The 22841-nt window shown below is 64.5% G+C and carries 17 protein-coding genes and 2 pseudogenes; 9 read left to right on the top strand and 10 right to left on the bottom strand.

Going from position 1 to position 22841, the window contains the following annotated elements:
• Positions 1–43: 43 nt before the first annotated feature.
• Positions 44–166: a hypothetical protein gene (locus FOZ70_RS38100; protein ID WP_258025661.1), complete on the bottom strand. Its 123-nt coding sequence runs from the start codon at positions 164–166 to the stop codon at positions 44–46.
• Positions 167–499: 333 nt separating this feature from the next.
• On the opposite strand from FOZ70_RS38100, the gene FOZ70_RS19090 reads away from it, so the two are divergent.
• The 5 genes from FOZ70_RS19090 (at position 500) to FOZ70_RS19070 (ending at position 5706) form a co-directional block, all read left to right on the top strand.
• Complete coding sequence (locus tag FOZ70_RS19090) at positions 500–1807, top strand: NtaA/DmoA family FMN-dependent monooxygenase (RefSeq protein ID WP_219706468.1); 1308 nt, start codon at positions 500–502, stop codon at positions 1805–1807.
• Positions 1808–1990: 183 nt separating this feature from the next.
• The gene (locus tag FOZ70_RS19085; protein WP_059496937.1) at positions 1991–2794 is read left to right on the top strand and encodes a transporter substrate-binding domain-containing protein; all 804 of its coding nucleotides are present in this window, start codon (positions 1991–1993) and stop codon (positions 2792–2794) included.
• Positions 2795–2798: 4 nt separating this feature from the next.
• Entirely contained in the window at positions 2799–3533 is a 735-nt protein-coding gene (locus tag FOZ70_RS19080) for an ABC transporter permease subunit (RefSeq protein ID WP_219706466.1), read from the top strand.
• On the top strand, positions 3530–4300 hold the full coding sequence (locus FOZ70_RS19075) for an ABC transporter permease subunit (RefSeq protein ID WP_021156913.1): 771 nt from the start codon (positions 3530–3532) through the stop codon (positions 4298–4300). The genes FOZ70_RS19080 and FOZ70_RS19075 overlap by 4 nt, the downstream gene beginning before the upstream one ends.
• A gap of 26 nt (positions 4301–4326) precedes the next feature.
• Complete coding sequence (locus FOZ70_RS19070; RefSeq protein ID WP_059496931.1) at positions 4327–5706, top strand: LLM class flavin-dependent oxidoreductase; 1380 nt, start codon at positions 4327–4329, stop codon at positions 5704–5706.
• 114 nt (positions 5707–5820) lie between these two features.
• On the opposite strand, the pseudogene FOZ70_RS19065 reads toward FOZ70_RS19070, so the two are convergent.
• Both FOZ70_RS19065 and FOZ70_RS19060 read right to left on the bottom strand, forming a co-directional pair.
• Positions 5821–6075 (bottom strand): annotated as a pseudogene (locus tag FOZ70_RS19065) (integrase arm-type DNA-binding domain-containing protein); the annotation flags it as partial.
• A gap of 38 nt (positions 6076–6113) precedes the next feature.
• Positions 6114–7034: a LysR family transcriptional regulator gene (locus FOZ70_RS19060; protein ID WP_059677375.1), complete on the bottom strand. Its 921-nt coding sequence runs from the start codon at positions 7032–7034 to the stop codon at positions 6114–6116.
• A 502-nt stretch (positions 7035–7536) separates the two neighbouring features.
• Between FOZ70_RS19060 and FOZ70_RS19055 the strand changes: the two genes are divergently transcribed.
• Positions 7537–8559, top strand: coding sequence for a hypothetical protein (locus FOZ70_RS19055; RefSeq protein WP_219706463.1), 1023 nt, complete (start codon positions 7537–7539; stop codon positions 8557–8559).
• A gap of 384 nt (positions 8560–8943) precedes the next feature.
• Here the strand turns inward: FOZ70_RS19055 and FOZ70_RS19050 are convergent, their stop codons facing one another.
• The 5 genes from FOZ70_RS19050 to FOZ70_RS19030 all read right to left on the bottom strand — a co-directional run bounded on the left by FOZ70_RS19050 (position 8944) and on the right by FOZ70_RS19030 (position 15039).
• Complete coding sequence (locus FOZ70_RS19050) at positions 8944–9690, bottom strand: glucose 1-dehydrogenase (RefSeq protein ID WP_219706461.1); 747 nt, start codon at positions 9688–9690, stop codon at positions 8944–8946.
• A 159-nt stretch (positions 9691–9849) separates the two neighbouring features.
• Positions 9850–10491 carry an HD domain-containing protein gene (locus tag FOZ70_RS19045; RefSeq protein ID WP_021156918.1) on the bottom strand — a complete coding sequence of 214 codons (642 nt, stop codon included), beginning with the start codon at positions 10489–10491 and terminating at the stop codon, positions 9850–9852.
• 66 nt (positions 10492–10557) lie between these two features.
• On the bottom strand, positions 10558–12027 hold the full coding sequence (locus FOZ70_RS19040) for a catalase (protein ID WP_059622671.1): 1470 nt from the start codon (positions 12025–12027) through the stop codon (positions 10558–10560).
• A 376-nt stretch (positions 12028–12403) separates the two neighbouring features.
• The gene (locus tag FOZ70_RS19035) at positions 12404–13336 is read right to left on the bottom strand and encodes an AraC family transcriptional regulator (protein WP_176709802.1); all 933 of its coding nucleotides are present in this window, start codon (positions 13334–13336) and stop codon (positions 12404–12406) included.
• Positions 13337–13572: 236 nt separating this feature from the next.
• On the bottom strand, positions 13573–15039 hold the full coding sequence (locus tag FOZ70_RS19030) for an efflux transporter outer membrane subunit (RefSeq protein WP_042973023.1): 1467 nt from the start codon (positions 15037–15039) through the stop codon (positions 13573–13575).
• A gap of 96 nt (positions 15040–15135) precedes the next feature.
• On the opposite strand from FOZ70_RS19030, the gene FOZ70_RS19025 reads away from it, so the two are divergent.
• From FOZ70_RS19025 to FOZ70_RS19015, 3 genes are all read left to right on the top strand, one after another.
• A complete protein-coding gene (locus FOZ70_RS19025; RefSeq protein ID WP_048022517.1) occupies positions 15136–15753 on the top strand; it encodes a TetR/AcrR family transcriptional regulator in 618 nt (205 codons plus the stop codon).
• A gap of 76 nt (positions 15754–15829) precedes the next feature.
• Entirely contained in the window at positions 15830–16951 is a 1122-nt protein-coding gene (locus FOZ70_RS19020) for an efflux RND transporter periplasmic adaptor subunit (protein ID WP_059553603.1), read from the top strand.
• Complete coding sequence (locus FOZ70_RS19015) at positions 16948–20046, top strand: efflux RND transporter permease subunit (RefSeq protein ID WP_219706460.1); 3099 nt, start codon at positions 16948–16950, stop codon at positions 20044–20046. The genes FOZ70_RS19020 and FOZ70_RS19015 overlap by 4 nt, the downstream gene beginning before the upstream one ends.
• A 196-nt stretch (positions 20047–20242) precedes the next feature.
• Here the strand turns inward: FOZ70_RS19015 and FOZ70_RS19010 are convergent.
• Together FOZ70_RS19010 and FOZ70_RS19005 are read right to left on the bottom strand one after the other, a co-directional pair.
• Positions 20243–20434, bottom strand: a pseudogene (locus FOZ70_RS19010) (integrase core domain-containing protein); the annotation flags it as partial.
• A 117-nt stretch (positions 20435–20551) separates the two neighbouring features.
• Complete coding sequence (locus tag FOZ70_RS19005) at positions 20552–22714, bottom strand: TonB-dependent siderophore receptor (protein ID WP_225740329.1); 2163 nt, start codon at positions 22712–22714, stop codon at positions 20552–20554.
• Between the last annotated feature and the right edge of the window lie 127 nt (positions 22715–22841).

The following is a 22841-nucleotide window of genomic DNA, read 5'->3' as shown; positions in this document are numbered from 1 at the left end:
CGGTATTGCTCGCCGGCGTCGTATGCGCGAGCAGCGATCTTTATCACCACAGCAGATAAACGTATCCGAATGGCGCGACCGGGCTCTTGTCGAGCACGCTCAAGCGGAACGGCAACGCGGTCGAAACGGACGAATCGGAGTCTGAGCGGATGGCGTCGAACGTCATGATGAAGCGATCGGCGCGGGTCGAAACGGCCTGATCAACGGGTTTGGCATGCCGAATTATTTTGCGGCGCCGTTCGCACGGTCAAACAATCAAGAAGAATATCGAAAGCCGAAAATATTCGTTCCGGCCGACCGGGGGGCTTGCATTATGGTCGTTGACTGCGCGTCGCCTCGCGGCGTGCGCCCGGTGCCTGCCGGGCGATGCGGGGCCACGATGCCGACACGAAGTGTCAGATCGAACGGAATCAAGAGGAATACAGATGAATAACAAAAGCGTACTGCGTGAGACGCGAACCCTCGCTACGCGCCATCGCGCGACGAACGGAGCCGCGTCATGAGCGGCGCACGTAGACGGTTGAAGACGCTCGTCGGCGCGGCGAGCGTGCTGTACGCACCCGGCGATGCGGATGTCGTACACGGTGTGCGACGTGCGGCGTCGCTCGCACGCAAGGCGGAAGCCGAGAAGATCACCGGCCTCTTTACCGCCGACCTGTTGCAGGCCGATTCGGCCGGCCTCGCCGGCACGACGGGCAGCCAGGAGCCGATCGTCGCGCTGGCGGCGCTGAGCCAGGCGACGTCGGCGATCGGCCTCGTCGCCACGGTGTCGACAACGTATCACCATCCGTACAACCTCGCGCGGCTGATCGGCACGCTCGACCACGTGAGCGGCGGCCGCGCTGCGTGGAACGCGGTGACGTCGTCGGTCGGCGAGGAGAATTTCGGCGATGCGGCGCTGCCCGACCCCGAACGGCGTTACGCACGTGCGGCCGAATTCGTCGAGGTCGTCAACGCGCTGTTTGACGCGAACGATCCGGGCGCGACGCGGCGCGGGCAGGGCGGTGGCATCTCGGTCGATCCGCGCAAGCTCGGCGCGATCGACTATCACGGCGAGCACTTCCAGGTGCAGGGGCCGCTGAACGTGCCGCCGTCGCCGCAGCGCCGGCCGGTGCTGTTTCAGGCGGGTCAATCGACCAGCGGCGTATCGCTCGGCGCGAGGTACGCGGAGGTTGTGTATACGTCGCAGCCGACGCACGAAGATGCGCGCGCATTCGTGGCCGAACTGCATCGGCAGGCCATCGCATTCGGCCGCGGCGACCGACTGCCGCTCGTGATGAACTCGTTCCATTCGGTGATCGGCGAATCCGATGCCGACGTCGCGCGACGGTTGCGCGACAAGCATGAACGTATCGATTACGAACAAGGCAGGCTGAAGCTCGCCGACATGCTCGGCGGCGTCGTCGACCTGCGCGACCTGCCGCTCGACCAGCCGTTGCCGGCGTCGCTGCTGCCGGCCATCGACAGCGTGCATCGCCGGCGCGGGCGGGTTGCGATCTTCGTCGGCTATGCGCGCCAGCGGCTGACGCTGCGCGAGCTGATCGTCCGCGCGCAGGAGACCGGTCACTGGTTCGTCGCCGGCACGCCGGAGCAACTCGCCGATGCGATCGAGGAGCGCTATCGCGCGGGGCTCGTCGACGTGCTGTCGCTGCACGGGCTCGGCCAGCCCGAACAGGAAGACCTGCTGCTCAACGGCTTGCTGCCCGAGTTGCGGCGTCGCGGCCTGCTCGATACCGACTACGTGGGCGGCGATTTCCGCGCGAATCTGGAGTTGCCGGCTTTGCGGCGCGAAACGGCGCTGGCGTGAGCGGGCGAACGGCCGAACGGTGCACCGTGCTTCGCGTTCGGCGGGGCGCCGTTGCGCCATATCGCGCGATCAGATATCCATCGAAAAAATAACCATTTGGTACACGCTTGCGCGCGCTTTACAGTCTGGCCTCCTGCCGGCTGCAACGCCGGTCGTTTCGACGTTATTTCAGAAATTCGCCACATGAATCGTTTGATGCGTTCCAGGGTCCGCCGTGCCGCGGCCGCGCTGTTCGTACTCGGCCTCGTGCCGGCTTCCCATGCAGCCCAGCCGACGTTGCGCGTCGGCATCGACGCCGAGTCGTATCCGCCGTTCTTCTCGAAGGACGCGGCCGGCAAGTGGAAGGGCTGGGAAATCGACCTGCTCGATGCCGCTTGCGGCAAACTGAACGTGCGCTGCGAGCTCACCGACATTGCGTGGGACGGCCTGATTCCGGCGTTGCAGAACCGCAAGATCGACGTGATCTGGTCGTCGATGACGATTACCGGCGAACGGCAGAAGGCGATCGATTTCAGCCGTGCCTATTACGAGTCGCCGACGGTGTTCGTCGGCGCGAAAAGCGACCGGCGCCGCGTCGATTGCGCGGTGCCCGCGAGCTTCAAGGGTCGCGTGATCGGCGTCGAGGCCGGCACGAACTTCTCGGCGTTCCTCGACTCCCGCTTCAAGCCGGACGCGCAGATCAAGGCCTTCGACAAGTTCGACAACGCGCTCGCGGATCTGGTGTCCGGCCGGGTCGACTACGTGCAGGAAGGCAAGGGGCTGTTTACGGCCTTCCTCGCGTCGCGCGACGGCAAGGACTTCGAGGTCAAGGCGACCTGCGCGGACAATCCGGTGCTGGGCCTCGGCATCGGCGCGGGCGTGCGCCAGGGCGATGCGCTGCGCGGCAAGCTGTCGACCGCGATCGCGCAACTGCAGCAGGACGGTACGTGGGATGCGATCACCGCCCGCTATCCGAACCTGAAGGGCACGATCGAGAAGGGCCGCTGACGCGATGGCCGCGGACGATTCGCTGCTCGCGTTGCTCGCATTCGGCGACGGCGGCTATGGCCGCGTGTTCGCGGGCGCGTTCGCGCTGACGTTCGGCGTCGCGGCAGCGTCGTTCGGCACCGGCGTGCTGCTCGGCATCGCCGGCGCGCTCGGCAAGCTGTCGCGCCACGCGCCGCTCGCGTGGCTCGCGCGGCTCTACACGACGCTGGTGCGCGCGCTGCCCGAGCTGTTGTGCCTGCTGCTCGCGTTCTATGCGCTCGCGCCCGCCGTCGAGGCCGCGCTGCACCGCGGCGGCCTCGTGCCCGACGGCTTCGCGTTCCCGCCGTTCCTCGTCGCGGCGCTGTCGCTCGGGTTCATCCAGGGTGCGTATCTGACCGACATCTTCCGCGCAGCGCTCGTCAACGTGCCGGCCGGGCAGATCGAAGCCGCGTATGCGTACGGGATGACGCCGTGGCAGACGTTCGCGCGCATCCGGCTTCCGGCCGCCGCGCGGCTCGCGTTGCCGGGCACGGGCAACGTGTGGCTCAACGCGACCAAGGATGCGTCGTTCATCAGCGTGCTCGGCTCGTTCACGGATCTGCTGAAGGCGAGCCAGCTCGCGGCCGGCGCGACGCGCCACTACGTATTCTTCTATCTCGTCACGGCCGCGCTGTTCCTGTTGCTGAGCATCGCGTCGACGGGACTCTTCGCGGCGCTCGAGCGCCACGCGAACCGTGGCACGAGGCGCGCAACCGCATGATCTTCTCGCTGCCATTCCTGCTCGACACGGTGATGCCGAAGCTGCTCGCCGCGGTGCCGACGACGCTCGCGCTGACCCTCGTGTCGGGCGCGGCCAGCGTGCTGCTGGGCGTGCCGCTCGCGCTCGCCGCCGGCGCGCGCCATGCGCCGCTGCGCTGGTCCGCGCGCGGCTGGATCATGCTCATTCGCGGCACGCCGCTGCTCGTTCAGCTCTATTTGCTGTACTACGGATTCGGGCAAATCGTGCCGCGCGAATGGATGCGCGACAGCTGGGCATCGCCGCTGCTGCGCGACGCGTTCTGGTACGCGATCGTCGCGTTGAGCGTGAACGAGAGCGCGTATGTCGCGACGATCCTGCGCGGCGCGATCGCCGGTGTGCCGGCCGGCGAGATCGAAGCCGGGCACGCATACGGCATGACGCGCGCGCAGGTGCTGCGCCGCATCGTCGGCCCGCGCGCATGGCGGCTCGCGCTGCCCGCGCTCACCGGCGAGGCGATCCTGCTGCTGAAATCGACCGTCCTCGCTTCGACCGTGACCGTGTTCGATGTGATGGGAACGGCCAATACGCTGCGCTTCGAGACGTTGCGCGTGTACGAACCGCTGGCCGGTGCGGCGATCGTCTATGTGGTACTGGTCGCGCTGCTGATCATTCCCGCGGGCCGTTTCGAGCAGCACGTCAATCGCTACCTTACGCGCGCGCCGGACGAGCGCACGCCAGCACGGCGCCGCCGCCGCGCGTCCTCGGGTGCGCGGGCCGCGACCAACTGATTCCTTTCCTGATACCGATTTCTACGATGTCCGATCCTCGCCCGTTGCTGTTTTCCCTGTATGAACAAGCCAGTGTCGGTTGCGGTGGCGCACCAAGCCTGTGGACCCACCCCGCCGATGAACGGCTGCGCGCCAATACGCTCGCGTTCTGGTCGAACCTCGCTCGCACGGCCGAACAGGCCGACCTCGACATGCTGTTCTTCGCGGACGTGCTCGGCCTGTACGACGTCTATGGCGGGTCGGCCGATGCCGCGCTGCAGTGGGCGGTCGAGTCGCCCGCGAACGATCCGATGATGTTGATTCCGGCGCTTGTCGCGCAGACCGAGCGGCTCGCGTTCGGCGTGACCGCGAGCACGACCTACGAGCATCCGTTCGCGCTCGCACGCCGCTTCAGCACGCTCGATCATCTGAGCAACGGCCGGATCGGCTGGAACATCGTGACGTCCTACCTGACGAGCGCTGCGCGCAACTTCGGGCTCGAACGGATGATCGGCCATGATGAACGCTATGCGCGCGCGGAGGAATTCCTCGACGTCGTGTACAAGCTGTGGGAAGGGAGCTGGGCGGACGATGCGGTGGTCGCCGACAAGCAAGCGCCGCGCTATGCGCGCGGCGACCGCGTGCGGCCGATCGCGCACGAAGGCACGCACTATCGCGTGCAGGGGCCGCACGTCTGCGCGCCCTCGCCGCAGCGCTCGCCCGTGCTGATCCAGGCCGGCTGGTCCGGGCGGGGGCGCGAATTCGCGGCGAAGCACGCGGAGGTGGTGTTCGTCGCGAAGTCGAATCCGCACGAGATTCGTGCGGGCCTCGACGAGATTCGCCGGCTGGCGACGGAGCGCGGCCGCGCGGCGGACGATGTGAAGTCGCTGACCGTGCTGCGGATCGTGACCGCGCGTTCGTCGATCGACGCGAAGGAGAAATACCACACGCTGCAGCAGCACTACCACCAGCACGCGCAACTCGTCAGCTATGCGGGCGATACCGGCATCGACATCGACCGCTATGCGGACGACGAACCGCTGACCACGCACACGGAAGGGCTCACGTCCTATGTGGTGCGGCCCGACGGCAGCGGCAAGCCGCTCACAGCCGGTGACGTGCGGCGCAAGTTCGCGAGCGTCACGCGTGGCACCGACCTGATCCTCGTCGGCTCGCCCAGCGAGGTCGCCGATCAACTCGCCGAGCATGCGCGCCAGTCGACGACGAGCGGCTACATGCTCAATCCGCTGATCAGCCCGGGCACGCTCGACGATTTCGCCGAGCTGATCGTGCCGGAACTGAAAAAGCGCGGCCTGTACCGCACGACGGCGCCGGCCGGCACCTTCCGCTCGCGGCTGAGCGGCCGCGACCGCCTGCCGGACACCGCGCATGGCGCGTCGTTTCGGCAATCCGCCATCCCCATCTGACGGACGGTGACGCGCCGGTCGTTACGGACCGACTATCAGGGGAGGGGCGCGATGTGAACCACGACGTGCCGTTCCGGCTGTAACCGCGCCGTGCCCGCCATTGGAAGCGTCTGGAACGTCTCGACGTCGCGCTTCAACTTGTCGGGCTTCGTGGGCAGCTTGCTGTTCTGCCCGCGATTCGCGCGGATCTTTACCGTCTTCGACCAACGTCTTGAGTCGGGTGGCTTCGGTGCGTGCCCGGCCCAAATCCCGGGTCCGGATATTCCCGATGGTCGGGCTAACCGTTTTGCCGAACAGACGCGACCCGAAGATGCAGGATCGTGCACGTGCGGCCGTGACGCGAAGTCCGGGGCCGGGTGCTTTCGCATCCGACGAGTCGGCGCCGAGGTGCGAGACGGGCATTTGCTTCAGGCAGCGATGCGGCCCGCGCTGAAAAGCCTGGATATCAGATCGACCTGATCCAGTTGTTCGATCCACCATCTCGACGCACGCCCTGTCTTATCCTCGCGCCAGCCGAGGTAGCAGTTCGTTTGCGACCGCACGCCTGTTACCTGGCACTCCACGAGCTTGCCCTGGCGTATCAACTCCTCGGCGACGGGCGCGGGCAGCATGCCGACGGCCATGCCTTCGCAAAGGAGGTCGATTTTGGCGGCCAGGTTCGGTACGACGATGACCGGTTGTCCGTCACGAATGGCCACCGATCTCGGCTCGAGGTCACGCGACGTATCGCTGATGATGACGCCGCGGTGACTTGAAATTGCGCCGCTGTCGAGTGGCTTTTCGTTCACGGCAAGCGGATGATCAGGCGCCACGACAAAAGCGTGACGTAACAGGCCGATGGGCCTTGCTGCAATGTTGGGCGCGTGTGGCGGCTCTCCCGCGGCGCCGATCGCGATATCCGCACGCCCCGTCACGAGCGCGTCCCAAACGCCGCCGAGCACTTCGGTCGATAAACGGAGCCGTGTCGTCATATTCAGTTCGTAGAAAGCACGCACGTACGGCCATAACGAAGGCAACGGAAGAATCTCGTCGACGCACAGCCTGAGCTCAGCCTCCCAACCCGCATGGACGCTTCGAACCTTGCTCTCCAGATTCTGCCCGGCTCGCAGCAAACGACGACCGTCCTCGACGAGCAGTTGCCCAGCCTCCGTCAGCTGCGCACGCCGGCCGTTGCGATCAAACAGGGCGACGCCAAGATCAGCCTCTGTCTTTTTCACCAGGTAAGTCAGTGCAGACGGTACGCGATGAAGCAGCGAGGCCGCTTCCGCGAACGTGCCAGTCCGGTCTATGGCATCGAGCACTTCGAGAACTTCAAATGACAATTTCAAAGCGATGACCTGTTAGATACGCCTCTGATGATCGACGCAGGGCTTGGGGTGCCGCTTGGTCGAGACTTCCCGCGCGGCTGCGGCTACTTGGCACGCTCGCCGTCGTGGCTCAGGCGGCTGCGGAGGGCGCCATTTTGGCAGCCGCCAAGACGCTTTGCCACTGGTTCCTCAAATCACGCACGTCAGCCTGGCTGGACTTTGGGGGCATCGATACGAGGTGTTCAGGGACGAAAACGTCGGGCACAAGTCTATCAACGCCGGAAGTCAATCCGTTCGGATTCGAAGGGCGGTAGCAGGGTGGCGAACGTCTGGCGCTATTCGGCCAGTTATGGACATCCGCCATTGCGCTCCACATCGCCGACAATTCGACCTGTAACGAACACCATTCGTGACAGTTTTTGGCAGTCTCGCCCGCGATTGCGACTTATCATTTCTGGGGCCGAGTTGGAGTCATACCATTTCATGGCAAAAGACACAGTCACTTCACCAAGAGAGTTCAGAGATGGCTTTGTATGACAATTTTTCCGAATGGCAGCATGCAGCGCCATCTCAACGAGAGCGCGCATCGTACGAACTTGCACAAGGTTTGCCCACCGGGTTTGCTTTCGACGCGGTTCGCTCATTCGAGCTCGCGGGCCGACAATGTGAAATAGCTCAGTTCACTCTAGGGACAGCACGTTTCTCGCTAATTCCGGGCAACACCGTCCAATTAGGCTTTGATGTAGCCAATTGGACACCGACACCCGACATGATCGAAAGCTGGCGGGATACCGCTCAGGAATACGGCATCGAAGAATCGTTGCACGATTATGTCGACGCCCGTACCAGCGAGATCAGGACCGCAACAGTGGCTCCGCTACTGGTCGAAAATCAATACGCGGAGGTGGGCTGGCGGCAGATCGATTCCTCAGATGCAGAAGTGCAGGCGCTGTTGCAGCAGCATCCGCGCGGCGTGACCAGCTTCGGTGACGTCACCACCCGTGTGACAGTCACCGATAGCGGTCACATCATTGCTGAGCGGGCCGATGAGAACGACCTGTCACATGCGGCAATTGCGACGAACTTCATCGAAGCGGGATTCCGTCTGCCGACTCCCGACGAATGGGAATATTTCTGCGGTACTGGCGCGACCACGCTGTTTCGGTGGGGCGATCATGTGCCCTGCGATCGCTATCCAACCGACATCAGCCCCGAGGAAGCCACGTGGCGACGCCAGTGGGCTCTCTCCTCCGGCCAGCTTGAACGGCCAGAGGCTGGCTTTCGTCGTGACTGGGAATTCCATCGCGTCGCGAACGCATTCGGTCTGCACATTGCCTCCGATCCGTACAAGATGGAGTTGACGACCCAGGCAGGACTGACGTTCGGCGGCGACGGTGGGGGTGCCATCTGCGGCGGAACAGGCTTTCTGTCAGGCTGGCTACCGCTGGCAAGTGCATGGAACGATCCCGATGTCTGTCAACATGCACCTGATGTGGAAATTTCGCTTGGTTATACCGTTGCCCGGCGCGTTTTGCCTTTGACATGAATCCCGCTTGGGCAGTTGGCATCGCAGCATGCATCTGGATAAAGCGTACGTGCGCTGAGTGGGCAAATAGAAAGTTGAAGCTTTAAGCCGCGATTCGAATGGCTGCTTTGTGGCGGCAGGGCAATACGGAGCATGATGTCGAGCTGGCGATCGCAAACGGCTTGTCGCACCGGCGTCCGCCGGTTTGCAGCGTGGCGGCGAGCAGCGACCCGCGCAGGCGGGTCACGCTTCTGGAAGTGTGGGCATCGTCGTTTCGTTTCAGCGACTGCAGTCGTCACGCTTCGATTTCACGCGGCAACCCACTGAACCGCGGGCGATCCGGAACGACCGTCACATTTCTGTTTGTCGATGTCGACCGTACGCCCGCGGTTTCGCGAACCTGCGTCAGCGCATGCCGCCACTGGCGACGATGTGCTCGCCCGTCAGCCACTTTGCGTCGTCGGAGGCGAGGAAAACCGCAATCGATGCGACGTCGTCCGGTCTGCCCACGCGCCCGAGCGGCGTCTGGCTGACCGCCGAATGCTCGAACTCCGATCCGATCACCCCGGCGCTTTGCGCGCCTTCGGTCACGATCACGCCCGGATTGATCGTGTTCACGCGAATACCGCGCGGCCCGAGTTCACGTGCGAGCGCGCCGGTGATGGAATCCACCGCGCCTTTCGTGCCGCTGTAGACGGCGGTCGTCGCCGGTGTGAGCGTCGAGACGACCGAGCTGACATTGATGATGCTGGCGCCTTCGCTGAGGTGCTGGATGGCGGCCTGTGTCGTGAGCAGGACCCCGAGCACGTTGATGTCGAACTGCCTGCGGTATTGCGCTTCCGTGAACGCTTCGATCGGTGCGAACTCGTAGACGCCCGAGTTGTTGACGAGGATGTCGAGGCGGCCATACGTTTCGATCGCCGCATCGACGATGCCTTTCGCGTCGGCCGCCTTCGACACGTCGCCGCCCACGGCAACGGCTTTCCCACCGGCCGTGGTGATGGCGGACACGACGTCGTCCGCGCCGGCCTTGCTGCTTGCGTAGTTCACGACGACCGACGCGCCGTCTGCCGCGAGCGCCTTGGCGATGGCGGCGCCGATACCCTTCGACGCACCGGTTACAACGGCCACTTTCCCTGCAAGCTTGCCCATGATGTTCACCTCAGTGTGAATGATTCCGTTGATGGACACCGGCCTGCCGTCTCGCACGATGCGATCGCCGGTGTTTTCTGCCTATGCGGACCAGCATGCGGTCGCGATCGGTTGGCGCGGCGCGACTGGCCGGGCATCGATGCGCGGGACACCGCATCGTCAACCCGGCCATGCCGAGTTGCGGATGACGGAACAGAAATTCCCCCGATGAAAATGAGGCTCCTTGTCGGCGATCACGTCGGCTTTCACGTTGCCGAACGTGGTCTCCGGTTTGTGCTTGATGCCGTTGTAGAACGCCTGAATGATCTCTTCCTTGAAGTGCGGCGGACGCGGATGCGCACGCGTCACGGCTTCGCGTTCCTCGTGCGAGAACGCGTGGTATGAAAGTCCGAGCACATCCATCTCGACCCCGGCGGTCACCAGTGCAACGACCGGGTGCATATGGCGCGGAATGCCGGGCGTGGTATGCAGCGCAATGGCCGTCCAGACGAGATCGATGTCGGCTGCGGTGATGCCCCGGCCCGAGAGAAACTCGCGGGCCGCATTGGCTCCGTCGACTTCGAAGCGTTCGGTGGCGCTGCTGTACGCGCCGGTGAGGCCGATGTCATGGAACATGGCGCCCGCGTACAACAGTTCCGGATCGAATTTCAGGCCGCGGCGCGCGCCCTCCAGGGCGCCGAACAAATAGACGCGGCTCGAATGATGAAAGAGCAGCGGGGTGGACGTGTCGCGCACGAACTCGGTAATTTCCCGCGCAAGCTGACTGTCGGGCACGGCGACATCCTGAATGACCTGCGACATGACGGTTCTCCATCGAAATGTGAGCGGACGCCGGCGTCGTGGTGGACGCCGCACGTGAATGGCAGGCTACTTCGTCGCAGTCGTTGCCCCGATTCTTGCCAGCGCCTCGCGAACGCCCGCGCCGTACTCTGGGTCGGCCTTCGCGCAATTGACGATGTGGCGCTCCTGGATATGCGCGTGGACGGAGGCCATCTGGCGAGCGGTGTTATCGAACAGCAATTGTTGTTGCGCCTGGCTCATCAGGCGAAACAGATTTCCGGGCTGCGCGAAGTGATCGACGTCCACGCGGTGGTCCCAATGTGCGGCGTCGCCTTCGATCCGCAGCGGCGGCTCGTGAAGACCGGGCCGCACTTCCCACTCGCCGGAACTGTTCGGGTAGTAGGACGGTGTGCCGCCGAGGTTGTCGTCGGTGCGCATGGCGCCGTCGCGGTGGTAGCTGTGGAAGGGGCACTTCGGCGCATTGACGGGAATGTGATTGAAGTTCACGCCCAGCCGATAACGTTGCGTGTCGCCATAAGAGAACAGCCGCGCCTGCAGCATCTTGTCCGGCGAAAAGCCGATGCCGGGCACGACGTTCGCGGGCGAGAACGCCGCCTGCTCGACCTCGGCGAAATAATTGCCCGGGTTGCGGTTCAATTCGAGCACGCCTGCCTCGATCAACGGGAAATCGCTTTTCGGCCAGACCTTGGTCAGGTCGAACGGGTTGAACGGCAGCGCCCTGGCTTCATCGTCGTTCATCACCTGAATGAAGAGGGTCCAGCGCGGGAAGTCGCCGCGTTCGATGCTTTCGTAAAGGTCGCGGCCATGCGTTTCGCGATCCTTGCCCACGAGCTGTTCGGCTTCGCCGTCGGTCAGATTCGCGATGCCTTGCTGTGTACGGAAGTGGAATTTCACCCACGTTCGCCGGTTGTCGGCATCGACGAGGCTGAACGTATGACTGCCGAATCCATGCATGTGGCGATAGCTGCGCGGGATACCCCTGTCGCTCATGACGATCGTGACCTGGTGAAGCGCTTCCGGCAGGAGCGTCCAGAAGTCCCAGTTGCTGTTTGCGCTGCGCAGTCCCGTGCGCGGGTCGCGCTTGATCGCATGGTTGAGATCGGGAAAACGCAGCGGGTCACGGAAAAAGAACACGGGCGTGTTGTTGCCCACGATGTCCCAGTTTCCTTCTTCCGTATAGAACTTCACCGCGAAGCCGCGGATGTCGCGCTCGGCATCCGCGGCGCCGCGCTCGCCGGCGACGGTCGAGAAGCGCATGAATACCGGCGTTGCCTTGCCGACTTCCGAAAAGAGTTTCGCCTTGGTGTAGCGCGAGATGTCGTGCGTCACCGTGAATACGCCGTGCGCGCCCGATCCTTTGGCGTGCATGCGTCGTTCGGGAATGACCTCGCGGTCGAAGTGCGCGAGTTTCTCGATAAGCCAGATGTCCTGCAGCAGCGCGGGACCGCGCGGGCCGGCCGTTTCGATGTTCAGATTGTCGGTGACGGGCGCACCCGTTGCGTGATCAAGACGCGTAGACGTATCGCGATTCTTCATGCGTCGACTCCAGGAGGGTTGGGCGGACCGGCGCAGCGCCATGCCGTTTCGGGGCGGGCGGCCGCGCGGGGCTTTACGGGAAAACCTACGTGCTGTCTCGGCAGGTGCGCCGAAATGAAACGGCCGGACCGCGATGGCCACCCGATCAACGAGTGACGAGCCACGGAGGCATCGGCGATTCGATGTGAGAGAAGCGTACCTGCGGGGTGCCCGCGCGATCTTGTATAAAACAACGATTCGTTGGACGATTCGCGGACGACCGTCGAATACCGGGGGCAGTGGCTGAATTCGGATCGGGAGGCGGGTGGGCGTGGTGAGTCGACGCGTATCGAGCGGGCGCACGCGCGCCGCTCACGACGTTTGCATTTGTCCGGTGCTATCGGTTCCGCTGCGCCCAGTCTTTCGGCCCGCATCCCTCGAGACGCGAGAACACGCGCGAAAAATGACTCTGGTCAAAAAATCCGCAGTCCGATGCGATGCTGGCCAGGCTCGCATCGGTTTCCCGCAACAGCGATTTCGCGCGCTCGATACGGCGCTTGAGCAGCCACTGATGGGGCGTGCTGCCGGTGGTCTGCTTGAAGGCTTCGCCGAAGTAGCTGGTGGAGAGATTGCACTCGCGCGCGAGATCGGCGATCGACGGATTGTCGTGCAGGTGGGACGCGAAATAATCCTCGATGCGCCGCATCTGCCACGGAGCGAGTCCGGAGCGGCGTGGCCGGAGTGCCGGATCGGCTCGGCCATAGCGTGTGACGACGTGTTCGCAAAACGCCAGCGCGAGGTAATCGATGAACAGCGCACTCGTCAGGTCGGGCTGCTGCAGGACCGCCTGCAGCGTATGCGACAGACTGAACAGCACCGGGTCGCTGGCGCCGAGATGCGGCTGCACGAGCCCGCCTATGCGCCGGCGCCGTTTTTGATCGGTGAACTCCTCGATCGCGCCCTGGGCCAGATAGAGCCGCATCGTGTCGAACGGCATGTCGAGACGGCGCGTCGGGCTCGCGCGCAGGTCGAGCAGATAACAACTGCCGGGACTGCACGATGCGGAAGCATCGAGGTTGCCGCTCGAATAACGGAGGCCGGGATCGGGGCCGAGTATCAGCGGCATCTGGAAGACAAAGGCTTCTTCCGGTTGCGGCGTGAGCGAGCGCCCCGGTTGGGGCCGCGGGTTGATCAACCGGGTGAACGAGATCGGTTGCCCGTGGGAGAAAACGCCGGCCCGTACGGTGGGCGCATCTCGCAGGAGAAACCGTCTGGCGAGCGTGTCGTCTGCAACGGGTTGCCCGAAATCGACAGGATCCTTGTCGTTCATTCTTCGCGCCCTGGAGTGCGCCCGTACGGGCATTGCGTGCCTTTACCCGACGGCGGGTTCAAACGAAATCAGGCCCAATTTAGCGCAATTCGATGACGGCCGCGCGATGGGTGCCGTGACGCGCGAGACGCTGCTCGATTGCGGGTGCGACGCGCACGGCAATGGTGCGGTTCGCACTCGCGCGAACCCGGAAAGTGCGCGGGTTTCGTCGCGCGCGCCAATGCTGGGCGGCTTCGTCAGCGTGAAGTCAGCGATGTCTGCCCGACATGCGCTGCCGGATCCCAGCCGCCGCCGAGCGCCTTGAACGTCGAGATCGCCGCGCGTGCGGATTCCGTTTGCGCTTGCGCACGCGCGTCGGCGGCCTGGAGCAGCGTCTCGTTGGCGTGCAATACGTCGATGAAACTCGCCGCACCGCTGCGGTACGCGGTCATCGACGCATCCTTGGCGCGGGAAAACGACGACTCGGCATGCGACAGCGTGGCCGCCTGCGCCTGTCGGTTCACCAATGACGAGAGCGAGTTTTCGACGTCCTCGGACGCGCGGAGCACGGCCTGCCGATAGGCCGCGAGCGCTTGCGCGTCGGCGCCTTTCGCCGCTTCGACATCGGCGCCGATGCGTGCGAAATCGAACAGGCGCCAGCGTAGCCCGACGAGGCCGGCCGCCTGGTTGGCGCCGCCCGAGAACAACGTGCCGGTGGCGGCGGCGGTCGCGCTGCCGAGGAAGGCGTTCAGCGAGACCGTCGGGTAGTACTCGCCGATCGCGGCGCCAATGCGCGCATTGGCCGCGGCGAGGTGACGTTCGGCGGCGATCAGGTCGGGACGTCTTTGCAGCAGATCGGCCGGCGTGCCCATTTCCGCGAGCGACGGCGCAACGGGGATCACGGACGGCGGGCTCAGCTCCGCGCGGTGCGTGCCGGGAGGGGAGCCGAGCATTACGTCGAGGGCGTTCGACGCTGCATCGAGCGCCGCGAGCAGGACGGGCACGCCGGCCTGAACCTGGTCGAGCGCGCCTTGCGCCTGCTGAACCTGATAGTCGGCCGCCGCACCCTTCGAATACAGGAGTTTCACGTCCGCGAGCAGCGCCTGCTGCGTCTGCACCTGCCGGGTCGCGATGTCCAGGCGAGTCTGAAGCCCCCGGATCGTGACGTAGATATCAGCGGTCTGGGCCGCGACGGCAAGGCGGGTGGCGACCGCCGCCGCCTGCGTCGCCGAGTAATCGGCGAGCGCGGCTTCACGCTGACGGCGCAGACCGCCAAAGATGTCGATCTCCCAACCGGCCTCCAGATTGGTTTCGTACTCGGTGCCCCAGCGCGCGTAACCCGGCGTGGCATTGAGCAACTGCCCCAACGGCGTGTCGACGGACTGATAGGCACGGGCCGCCGACGCGGAAACCGAAGCCGACGGGAGGAGCGCCGCGTTGGCCGTGCCGAGGCGCGCACGCGCCTGAGTGATTTGCGCAACGGCCTGGGCCAGGTCCAGGTTCTGCGCCAGCGCCTGCGAAACGTAACGCGTGAGCAGCGGGTCGTTGAAGCTTTCCCACCACGCGGACAGATCGGCAACCGGAGCCTTTGCCGTGCCGGCGGGCGGCTGGGTCATGTAGTGCTGCGCCAGCGGCGCATCCGGGCGGTGGTAGTCGGGGCCCACGGCGCACGCCGAAAGGGCGGCGACGCTGGTCAGGAGAACAAGTGAACGGTGCAGGGGCATGATCATTTCGGGAGCGCAACGGAGGGCGGATGGTGTGACCAATATACAATATGGTCACAAGTTGTCAACTCGCGAGTGAGGGGCTAAGCTTGAGACATGAACAAACCGACTCCCTCCGCCTCCCCGTCCCGCGGCCCCTCGGACCACGAAGTTCGCGCCCAGATCGTCGACGCCGCAACGGAATACTTCAGCCGCTACGGCTACGAAAAGACCACCGTTTCCGACCTCGCGAAGGAAATCGGGTTTTCAAAAGCCTATATCTACAAATTCTTCGATTCCAAACAGGCGATCGGTCAAGTCATCTGCGCGAATCGCCTCGCGGCGATGATCACCGCCGTCAGGGAAAACATCGACGGCGTACACAGTGCGACGGAAAAATTTCGCTGTATGTTCAAGACCTTGCTTTCATCCGGAAGCGAGCTCTTCTTCCAGGATCGCAAGCTTTACGACATCGCCGCCGTGTCGGCCGCATCACCCTGGCCATCGGTCCAGGGTTATGAGGACCAGATCCGGCAACTCGTCGCCGAGATCCTGCGGCTCGGGCGCGAAACCGGCGAATTCGAACGCAAGACCCCGCAGGACGAGGCGGTGAACGCGATCTTCCTGGTGATGAAGCCCTATTTCAATCCGCTGCTGCTCCAGTACAACCTCGAGGGTGCGGAAGAGGCGACGACCCAGCTTGCGAACCTGGTCCTCAGAAGTCTCGCTCCATGAATCGTGTTGTGACTGTTGACTGAATTGGTCACTGGTATCAGAATGAGGGCTCCTGTTCTTTGCGAGAGGGGACCTCATGTTCCGGCGCCATCATTTTGTCTACACATTGGGCGTGGCTTCGCTTGCGCTCGCGGCATGCGGCGAGCATCCGGCCGCCGATCCGCGTACCGAGGCGCCACTTGTACGTATGAGCGCCGTTCACGGCGCGGCAGGGGCGAGCCGGTCGTTTTCGGGTGTCGTGGGCGCCCGCGTTCAGAGCGATCTCGGTTTCCGGGTTCAGGGCAAGGTCATCGAGCGGCTGGTCGACGCGGGCCAGACGGTCAAGCGCGGCCAGCCGCTGATGCGCATCGATCCGATCGACCTGGGGCTGCAGGCCCGTGCGCAGCAGAAGCTCGTGGATGCCGCGCAGGCACGCGCGACGCAGACCGCCGCCGATGAGGCGCGCTATCGGGATCTCGTCGCGGCAGGCGCGGTCTCGGCGTCGACCTATGACCAGCTGAAGGCAGCGGCGGACTCCGCCAAGGCCCAGCTCGTCGCGGCGCAGGCGCAGGCCGTGCTCGCCAACAATGCGTCCGGCTACGCTGTCGTCATGGCGGACGCCGACGGCGTGGTGGTCGAGACGCTGGCGGAGCCCGGCCAGGTCGTCGCGCCGGGACAAATCGTCGTGCGGCTCGCGCATGCCGGCCCCCGCGAGGCTGTCGTCCAGCTTCCCGAGACACTGCGTCCCGCATCCGGCTCGATCGCCGAGGCGACGCTGTACGGCGCGGCCCAGAAGCCTGTTCCCGCCGTCCTGCGTCAGCTCTCCGACTCCGCCGATCGGCTGACACGGACCTACGAGGCGCGGTACGTCCTCCAGGGCGCGCTGTCGAATGCGCCGCTCGGCGCGACCGTGACGCTCGATCTTGCCGGCGATGCCGGCCACGCACCCGCCGGCATGGTGGTCCCGGTCGGCGCCGTGTTCGATCCGGGCACGGGCACCGGGGTCTGGACGGTCGACCGGGCCCAGTCGCGCGTGACCTGGCGCAAGGTGCGTGTCATCGCGTTGAGCGACGACAGTGCGACGGTGACGGGCGACCTTCGCGACGGCGACCAGGTCGTCGCGCTCGGAGCCCAGTTGTTGCACGACGGCGAGCATGTACGTCTCGCCAACGACAAGATGATCGCGGCATCCGTCTCCGCGCAAGGAGCGGCGCAATGAGCGGCTTCAACTTGTCGGCGCTCGCGGTGCGGGAGCGCTCGGTCACGCTGTTTCTGATCATCCTGATCTCGATCGCCGGCGTGGTTGCGTTCCTGAAACTGGGGCGGGCCGAAGATCCGCCCTTTACCGTCAAGTCGATGACGGTCATCACGGCATGGCCCGGCGCGACCGCGCAGGAAATGCAGGACCAGGTGGCCGAGCCGCTCGAAAAGCGCATGCAGGAACTGCGCTGGTACGACCGGACCGAGACCTATACGCGTCCGGGGCTGGCCTTCACCACGGTGACCTTGCTCGACAGTACGCCGCCCGCGGACGTGCCCGAGGAGTTCTATCAGGCACGCAAGAAGCTGCATGACGAAGCGGGCAACCTGCCGCCCGGCGTGATCGGCCCGCTCGTCAACGATGAGTACTCCGACGTAACGTTCGCGCTGTTCGCACTCAAGGCGAAAGGCGAGCCGCAACGAGTGCTGGTGCGCGACGCCGAGGGCTTGCGCCAGCGGCTTCTGCATGTGCCGGGCGTCAAGAAGGTGAACATCATCGGCGAGCAGGCGGAACGGATCTATGTCTCGTTTTCGCATGACCGCCTCGCGACGCTCGGCGTGACGCCCCAGGAGATCTTTGCCGCGTTGAACAACCAGAACGTTCTGACGCCGGCCGGTTCGATCGATACGGCGGGCGCGCAGGTATTCATTCGTGTCGAAGGCGCGTTCGACAAGCTGCAGACCATTCGTGACACGCCGATCGTCGTTCAGGGCCGCACGTTGAAGCTCTCCGACGTGGCGACCGTCGAACGCGGTTACGAAGACCCGGCCACGTTCCAGATTCGCAACAACGGCGAACCGGCGTTGCTGCTCGGCGTCGTGATGCGGGACGGCTGGAACGGGCTCAACCTCGGCAAGGCGCTCGACGCGGAGGTTGCATCGATCAATGCCGGGATGCCGCTGGGCATGAGCCTCACGAAGGTGACCGACCAGGCCGTCAATATCCATTCGGCCGTCGACGAATTCATGGTCAAGTTCTTCGTCGCGCTGCTCGTGGTGATGGTCGTGAGCTTCGCGAGCATGGGATGGCGCGTCGGCATCGTCGTGTCGGCGGCGGTGCCGCTGACGCTCGCGGGGGTCTTCGTCGTGATGGCCGCCACCGGCAAGAGCTTCGACCGCATCACGCTCGGTTCGCTGATTCTCGCGCTGGGCCTGCTCGTCGACGACGCGATCATCGCCATCGAAATGATGGTCGTGAAAATGGAGGAGGGCTACAACCGCGTCCAGGCGTCGGCTTACGCGTGGAGCCACACGGCCGCGCCGATGCTGTCGGGCACGCTGGTCACGGCGGTCGGTTTCATGCCGAACGGGTTCGCGCGGTCGACGGCCGGCGAATACACGAGCAACATGTTCTGGATCGTCGGCATCGCGCTGATCACGTCGTGGGTCGTGGCCGTCGTCTTCACACCGTACCTCGGCGTCAAGCTGTTACCCGACATTGCCGTGATCGAAGGCGGCCACGCAGCGATCTACAACACGCGGAACTACCAGCGCTTTCGCCGTTTCCTCGGGCGCGTGATCGGACGCAAGTGGATGGTCGCCGGGATCGTGGTGGCATCGTTCGTGATCGCCGTGACGGGCATGGGGCTGGTGAAGAAGCAGTTCTTCCCGACGTCCGATCGCCCGGAGGTGCTCGTCGAAGTGCAGATGCCCTACGGGACTTCGATCGAGCAGACCGCGTCGGCGACGGAAAAGGTCGAGGCGTGGCTTGCGAAGCAGCCGGAAGCGCAGATCGTGACCTCGTACATCGGGCAGGGCGCGCCGCGCTTCTATCTGGCCATGTCTCCGGAATTGCCGGATTCGTCCTTCTCGAAGATCGTGATCCGCACGAACGACGAGCACCAGCGGGAAGCGCTCAAGTTCCGTCTGCGCAAGGTCGTCGCCGAAGGCCTGGTGCCCGGCGCGCAGGTTCGCGTCACGCAGCTGGTGTTCGGCCCTTACTCGCCTTACCCCGTCGCGTTCAGGGTCATGGGCCCGGACGCGGGGACGTTGCGCACCATCGCCGCGCAGGTCGAGCGGACCATGAACGCCAGCCCGATGATGCGAACGGTGAACGCCGACTGGGGGCCGCGCGTTCCCACCGTGCATTTCACGCTCGATCAAACGCGTCTCGGGTCGTTCGGGCTGACGTCCAGCTCGGTCGCGCAGCAACTGCAATTCCTGCTGACCGGCATTCCCGTCACGCACGTGCGCGAGGACATTCGTTCGGTGGAACTGGTCGCGCGTTCGGCGGGAGACACCCGGCTCGACCCGCAACGGATCGAGGGATTCACGCTGATCGGTAACGCAGGGCAGCGGGTGCCGCTCTCGCAGGTTGGCAAGGTCGACATCCGCATGGAGGATCCGATCCTGCGCCGTCGCGATCGAACGCCGACGATCACCGTGCGCGGCGATATCGCTGAAGGATTGCAACCGCCCGACGTATCGACCGCGATGCTCGCGCAATTGCAGCCGATCATCGCGAAGCTGCCGGGCGGCTACCGGATCGAGGAGGCCGGCTCCATCGAGGAGGCCAACAAGGCGACCAATGCGCTTGCGCCGCTGTTCCCGATCATGATTGCGCTGACGCTGCTCATCATCATTTTCCAGACGCGCTCGATTGCCGCGACCATGATGGTGTTCGCGACCAGTCCGCTGGGTTTGATCGGCGTGGTGCCGACACTCCTGCTGTTCAATCAGCCCTTCGGCATCAACGCATTGGTGGGGCTCATTGCGCTCTCCGGCATCCTGATGCGAAACACGCTGATCCTGATCGGCCAGATCGAAGAGAACACGCGTGCGGGCATGGCGCCGTTCGATGCGGTAGTGGAGGCCACCCTGCAGCGCTCGAGGCCCGTGATCCTGACGGCGGTTGCCGCGATGCTGGCGTTCATTCCACTGACCCATTCCGTGTTCTGGGGCACGCTGGCTTATACGCTGATCGGAGGAACGTTCGCCGGAACGATTCTTACGTTGGTGTTTTTGCCGGCCATGTACTCGATCTGGTTCAAGATCCGGCCTGGGGCAGGGGAAAGCCGCTCTGCGCTCGAACCCAGCGTCAGCGTGACTACGTAGACATGTGCGCCCCGGGCGATGATGGTCTTGCCCGGGGCCGTCGATGTGAAGCAGCAACACGACGCGTCCGGCCGGAAAGCAACTTCGCGCAATGGCCACGATTCATTTTTTCGGGCAGTGGCGCACGCTTCGCGCGCCGATTGGCGCGAAATGCCGTGCACGAACAATGTGACCTGCGGCGGAATTTCGTGATCAATCAGGCAGTGAGTTTCGCGTCGATATTGCCGGAATCCAGCCACGCTCGACGGACCGTGGCCGGAGGTCGGTAGCGATGAGCGCTGTGGGGCCGGCGTTCGATGAGCACCTTGGCCTCGGCGCGACTGCGGAACCGTTCGCGGTTTGGCAATTCGGCTCGTAGTTTGCCGTTGAAGCTTTCGATGAATCCGTTTCGAAGAATCGGTCCGGATCCGGATGTTTGAAGGCGGGTGACTTTTGAAGAAGTCAGGCTATTCCGTGGGATGAGGGTCACCATGCGTCGCGCGACGTATTCGTCGCGCGGCGGCCCCTAGAAATCCGAACGCACGGTCAACATCACGTTGCGCGCATCGCCGAATACGCTGTAGTAGGTGCTGGGCGGACGAATGTAGTACCTGCGATTGAACACGTTATTCAATTGCAAGGACGCCGTCACGTGCTTGTTGAAACGATATCCCGCTTGTGCGTCGAAAACCGCATAGGCACCCTGTTCGACGCCACGCGAAATCCGCGTTTGAGCGAGCATGCCGCCCCCGATCGAGAATCCGCGTAACGGGCCTTGCGACAGCGTATATCGGGTCCACAGCTTGAACAAATGCTTCGGATCCGTGCCGTCGGTGAGATCGGGCGAGTCGTTCTCGTAGTGGGCGTTCAGATACGTGTAGCCAGCATAGAGATTCCAGTCCGGCGTCGGCTGGCCAGTGAGTTCGAGTTCGATACCCTGATTGCGTGCCTTGCCTGCGGCCACGTAATAGAACTGATGGGCAGGATCGGCAACGGCGCGGTTGTCGTCGTTGATGCGGAACAGCGCGGCGTTCGCATTCAGGCGGCCATCGAGCAGGCTGCTTTTTACGCCTACTTCGTACTGCTCACCCGAGCGCGGCGGCAGGCCCGGCCCCGAGTACGTGCCTTGTGTTTGCGCATCGAGGAAACGCGCATAGTTGGCATAGGCCGTCAGCGACGGCACGATGTCCCACAGCAAGCCGGCGGACGGCAGGAAGCGATGATTGACCTGTGCGTTGGTCGTCCAGTCCGCGACGCTCGGCAACGTCGACTGCGTGCGGTCCTGCAGGAACGCCTCGCGGCCGCCGAGCACGAGCGTCAGCGGCGTGGCGAGCTTGATACGCGCCTGCGCATAGACGCCGTATTGCACGGTGCGGTGATTGGTGCCGAACGTGTACGGTACGTCCACGGCGGGGACCGCATTGGGATCGTAGAGACTGTAGGCGCCACCGTACGGGCCGCTCAACGCGCGGTAACCCGATTGCGCGCCCGATGTCATCACGGCGTAGTTCGCGCCGATGGTCAGCGTATGCGTCTGCCCCCAGAGGCGCACCGGGCCGGATACGTTGGTGTCCGCGCCGAACCAGTCATAGCTCGTGCGCTGCCGCTGGTCTCCGAAGCGCGCGAGGCCGTTTGCGGTCGCGCCGGGGCCGGAGTACGCGTAGTAGGCCTTGGAAAGTTCGTGGCGGTAGAACAGCGTGGTCGAAGATTGCCACGCGTTTTCGAACCGATGCACGAGGTTGGCGTTGACCTCCTGCAACGAGGTGTACGCGTAGTTCCAGCTCGGACTGAAGTTCCGCGTATATTCGCTCGGCACGCGCCCGGTGAGCGCGGTACGCGTGCTGTTCAGCACGCCGCCCGCACCGTAATCGATGCCGGAAATCGGCGAGACCTGATAGCCGCCCGAGAACGACAGCGTCGTGCGCGGCGTGAGGTCCCAATCGAGCGCACCATAGGCCATCACCTCCTTGCTGCGCGTGCGCTCTATGGATTGCGTACCGGTGCCGCCCACGAGAACGGCGCGCCCGCGCAGCGTGCCGTCCTTGTTCAGCGGCCCGGTGACGTCGATCATCTGGCGCACGCTGCCGAACGAATCGACCTGCGTTTCCGTGCCGAGGTGGAACTGATCCTGGGGGCGCTTGCGCACGAGATTGACGACGCCGCCCGGCTCGCCCATGCCATCGATCGAGCCTGCCGGGCCGCGCAGGATTTCGACGCGGTCGTACATCGCCAGATCGAATTGCAACTGGTACTGCAGGCCGCTCAGTGTCGGGACGCCATCGAATTCAATGCCGAGCTGCGAGCCGCGCGCGCGGAAGTACGCGGTACCGTCGCCGTAGTCGATCGAACTGACGCCGGTCACGGAGCGCAACGCCTGCTGGATGGTCGTGACGTTCTGGTCGTCCATCCGCTCGCGCGTGAGTACCGAGACCGAGTTCGGCGTCTCCTTGATCGATTGCGCGACTTTTCCGCCGATGGTGGCCCACTTTGCAGCGTAGTTGCCGCTGCCTTCGGTTGTCGCGTCGGCGTCCTTTGTGCCCACCACCGTCAAGACGGGCAGCGTGTCGCCGACCGGGGCGGGCGAGCCTTGCGCGTTCGCCCACGAGGAGGCGAGGCACAGCGCCGAAAAGGCGAGCGGGGCACCGCTGCATCGTCCCGTCGTCACGCGCCGCGCGCGAGGGTGGTCCATTCTCGTTGTCATGGTTGATCATCCCGATGTTGAAAAACGTCGAACTGCTTCCTCCCGCCAGCGGCGGGTTGAAAAATGGGGGGGACGATCTTTATCGACGGGCTTCTGACGGCCTCGTCTGTCTTGA

The sequence above is a fragment of the Burkholderia sp. COPS genome (genome assembly GCF_019425585.1).
GTDB lineage: Bacteria > Pseudomonadota > Gammaproteobacteria > Burkholderiales > Burkholderiaceae > Burkholderia > Burkholderia cepacia.
The sequence above is the reverse complement of the archived record's forward strand: the minus strand, read 5'-3'. Positions and strand labels throughout refer to the sequence as shown.

Coding starts and splice junctions, on each gene's coding strand:
- FOZ70_RS38100 (WP_258025661.1), bottom strand. CDS start 166: ATGACGTTCGACGCCATCCGCTCAGACTCCGATTCGTCCGTTTCGACC.
- FOZ70_RS19090 (WP_219706468.1), top strand. CDS start 500: ATGAGCGGCGCACGTAGACGGTTGAAGACGCTCGTCGGCGCGGCGAGC.
- FOZ70_RS19085 (WP_059496937.1), top strand. CDS start 1,991: ATGAATCGTTTGATGCGTTCCAGGGTCCGCCGTGCCGCGGCCGCGCTG.
- FOZ70_RS19080 (WP_219706466.1), top strand. CDS start 2,799: ATGGCCGCGGACGATTCGCTGCTCGCGTTGCTCGCATTCGGCGACGGC.
- FOZ70_RS19075 (WP_021156913.1), top strand. CDS start 3,530: ATGATCTTCTCGCTGCCATTCCTGCTCGACACGGTGATGCCGAAGCTG.
- FOZ70_RS19070 (WP_059496931.1), top strand. CDS start 4,327: ATGTCCGATCCTCGCCCGTTGCTGTTTTCCCTGTATGAACAAGCCAGT.
- FOZ70_RS19055 (WP_219706463.1), top strand. CDS start 7,537: ATGGCTTTGTATGACAATTTTTCCGAATGGCAGCATGCAGCGCCATCT.
- FOZ70_RS19050 (WP_219706461.1), bottom strand. CDS start 9,690: ATGGGCAAGCTTGCAGGGAAAGTGGCCGTTGTAACCGGTGCGTCGAAG.
- FOZ70_RS19045 (WP_021156918.1), bottom strand. CDS start 10,491: ATGTCGCAGGTCATTCAGGATGTCGCCGTGCCCGACAGTCAGCTTGCG.
- FOZ70_RS19040 (WP_059622671.1), bottom strand. CDS start 12,027: ATGAAGAATCGCGATACGTCTACGCGTCTTGATCACGCAACGGGTGCG.
- FOZ70_RS19035 (WP_176709802.1), bottom strand. CDS start 13,336: ATGAACGACAAGGATCCTGTCGATTTCGGGCAACCCGTTGCAGACGAC.
- FOZ70_RS19030 (WP_042973023.1), bottom strand. CDS start 15,039: ATGCCCCTGCACCGTTCACTTGTTCTCCTGACCAGCGTCGCCGCCCTT.
- FOZ70_RS19025 (WP_048022517.1), top strand. CDS start 15,136: ATGAACAAACCGACTCCCTCCGCCTCCCCGTCCCGCGGCCCCTCGGAC.
- FOZ70_RS19020 (WP_059553603.1), top strand. CDS start 15,830: ATGTTCCGGCGCCATCATTTTGTCTACACATTGGGCGTGGCTTCGCTT.
- FOZ70_RS19015 (WP_219706460.1), top strand. CDS start 16,948: ATGAGCGGCTTCAACTTGTCGGCGCTCGCGGTGCGGGAGCGCTCGGTC.
- FOZ70_RS19005 (WP_225740329.1), bottom strand. CDS start 22,714: ATGGACCACCCTCGCGCGCGGCGCGTGACGACGGGACGATGCAGCGGT.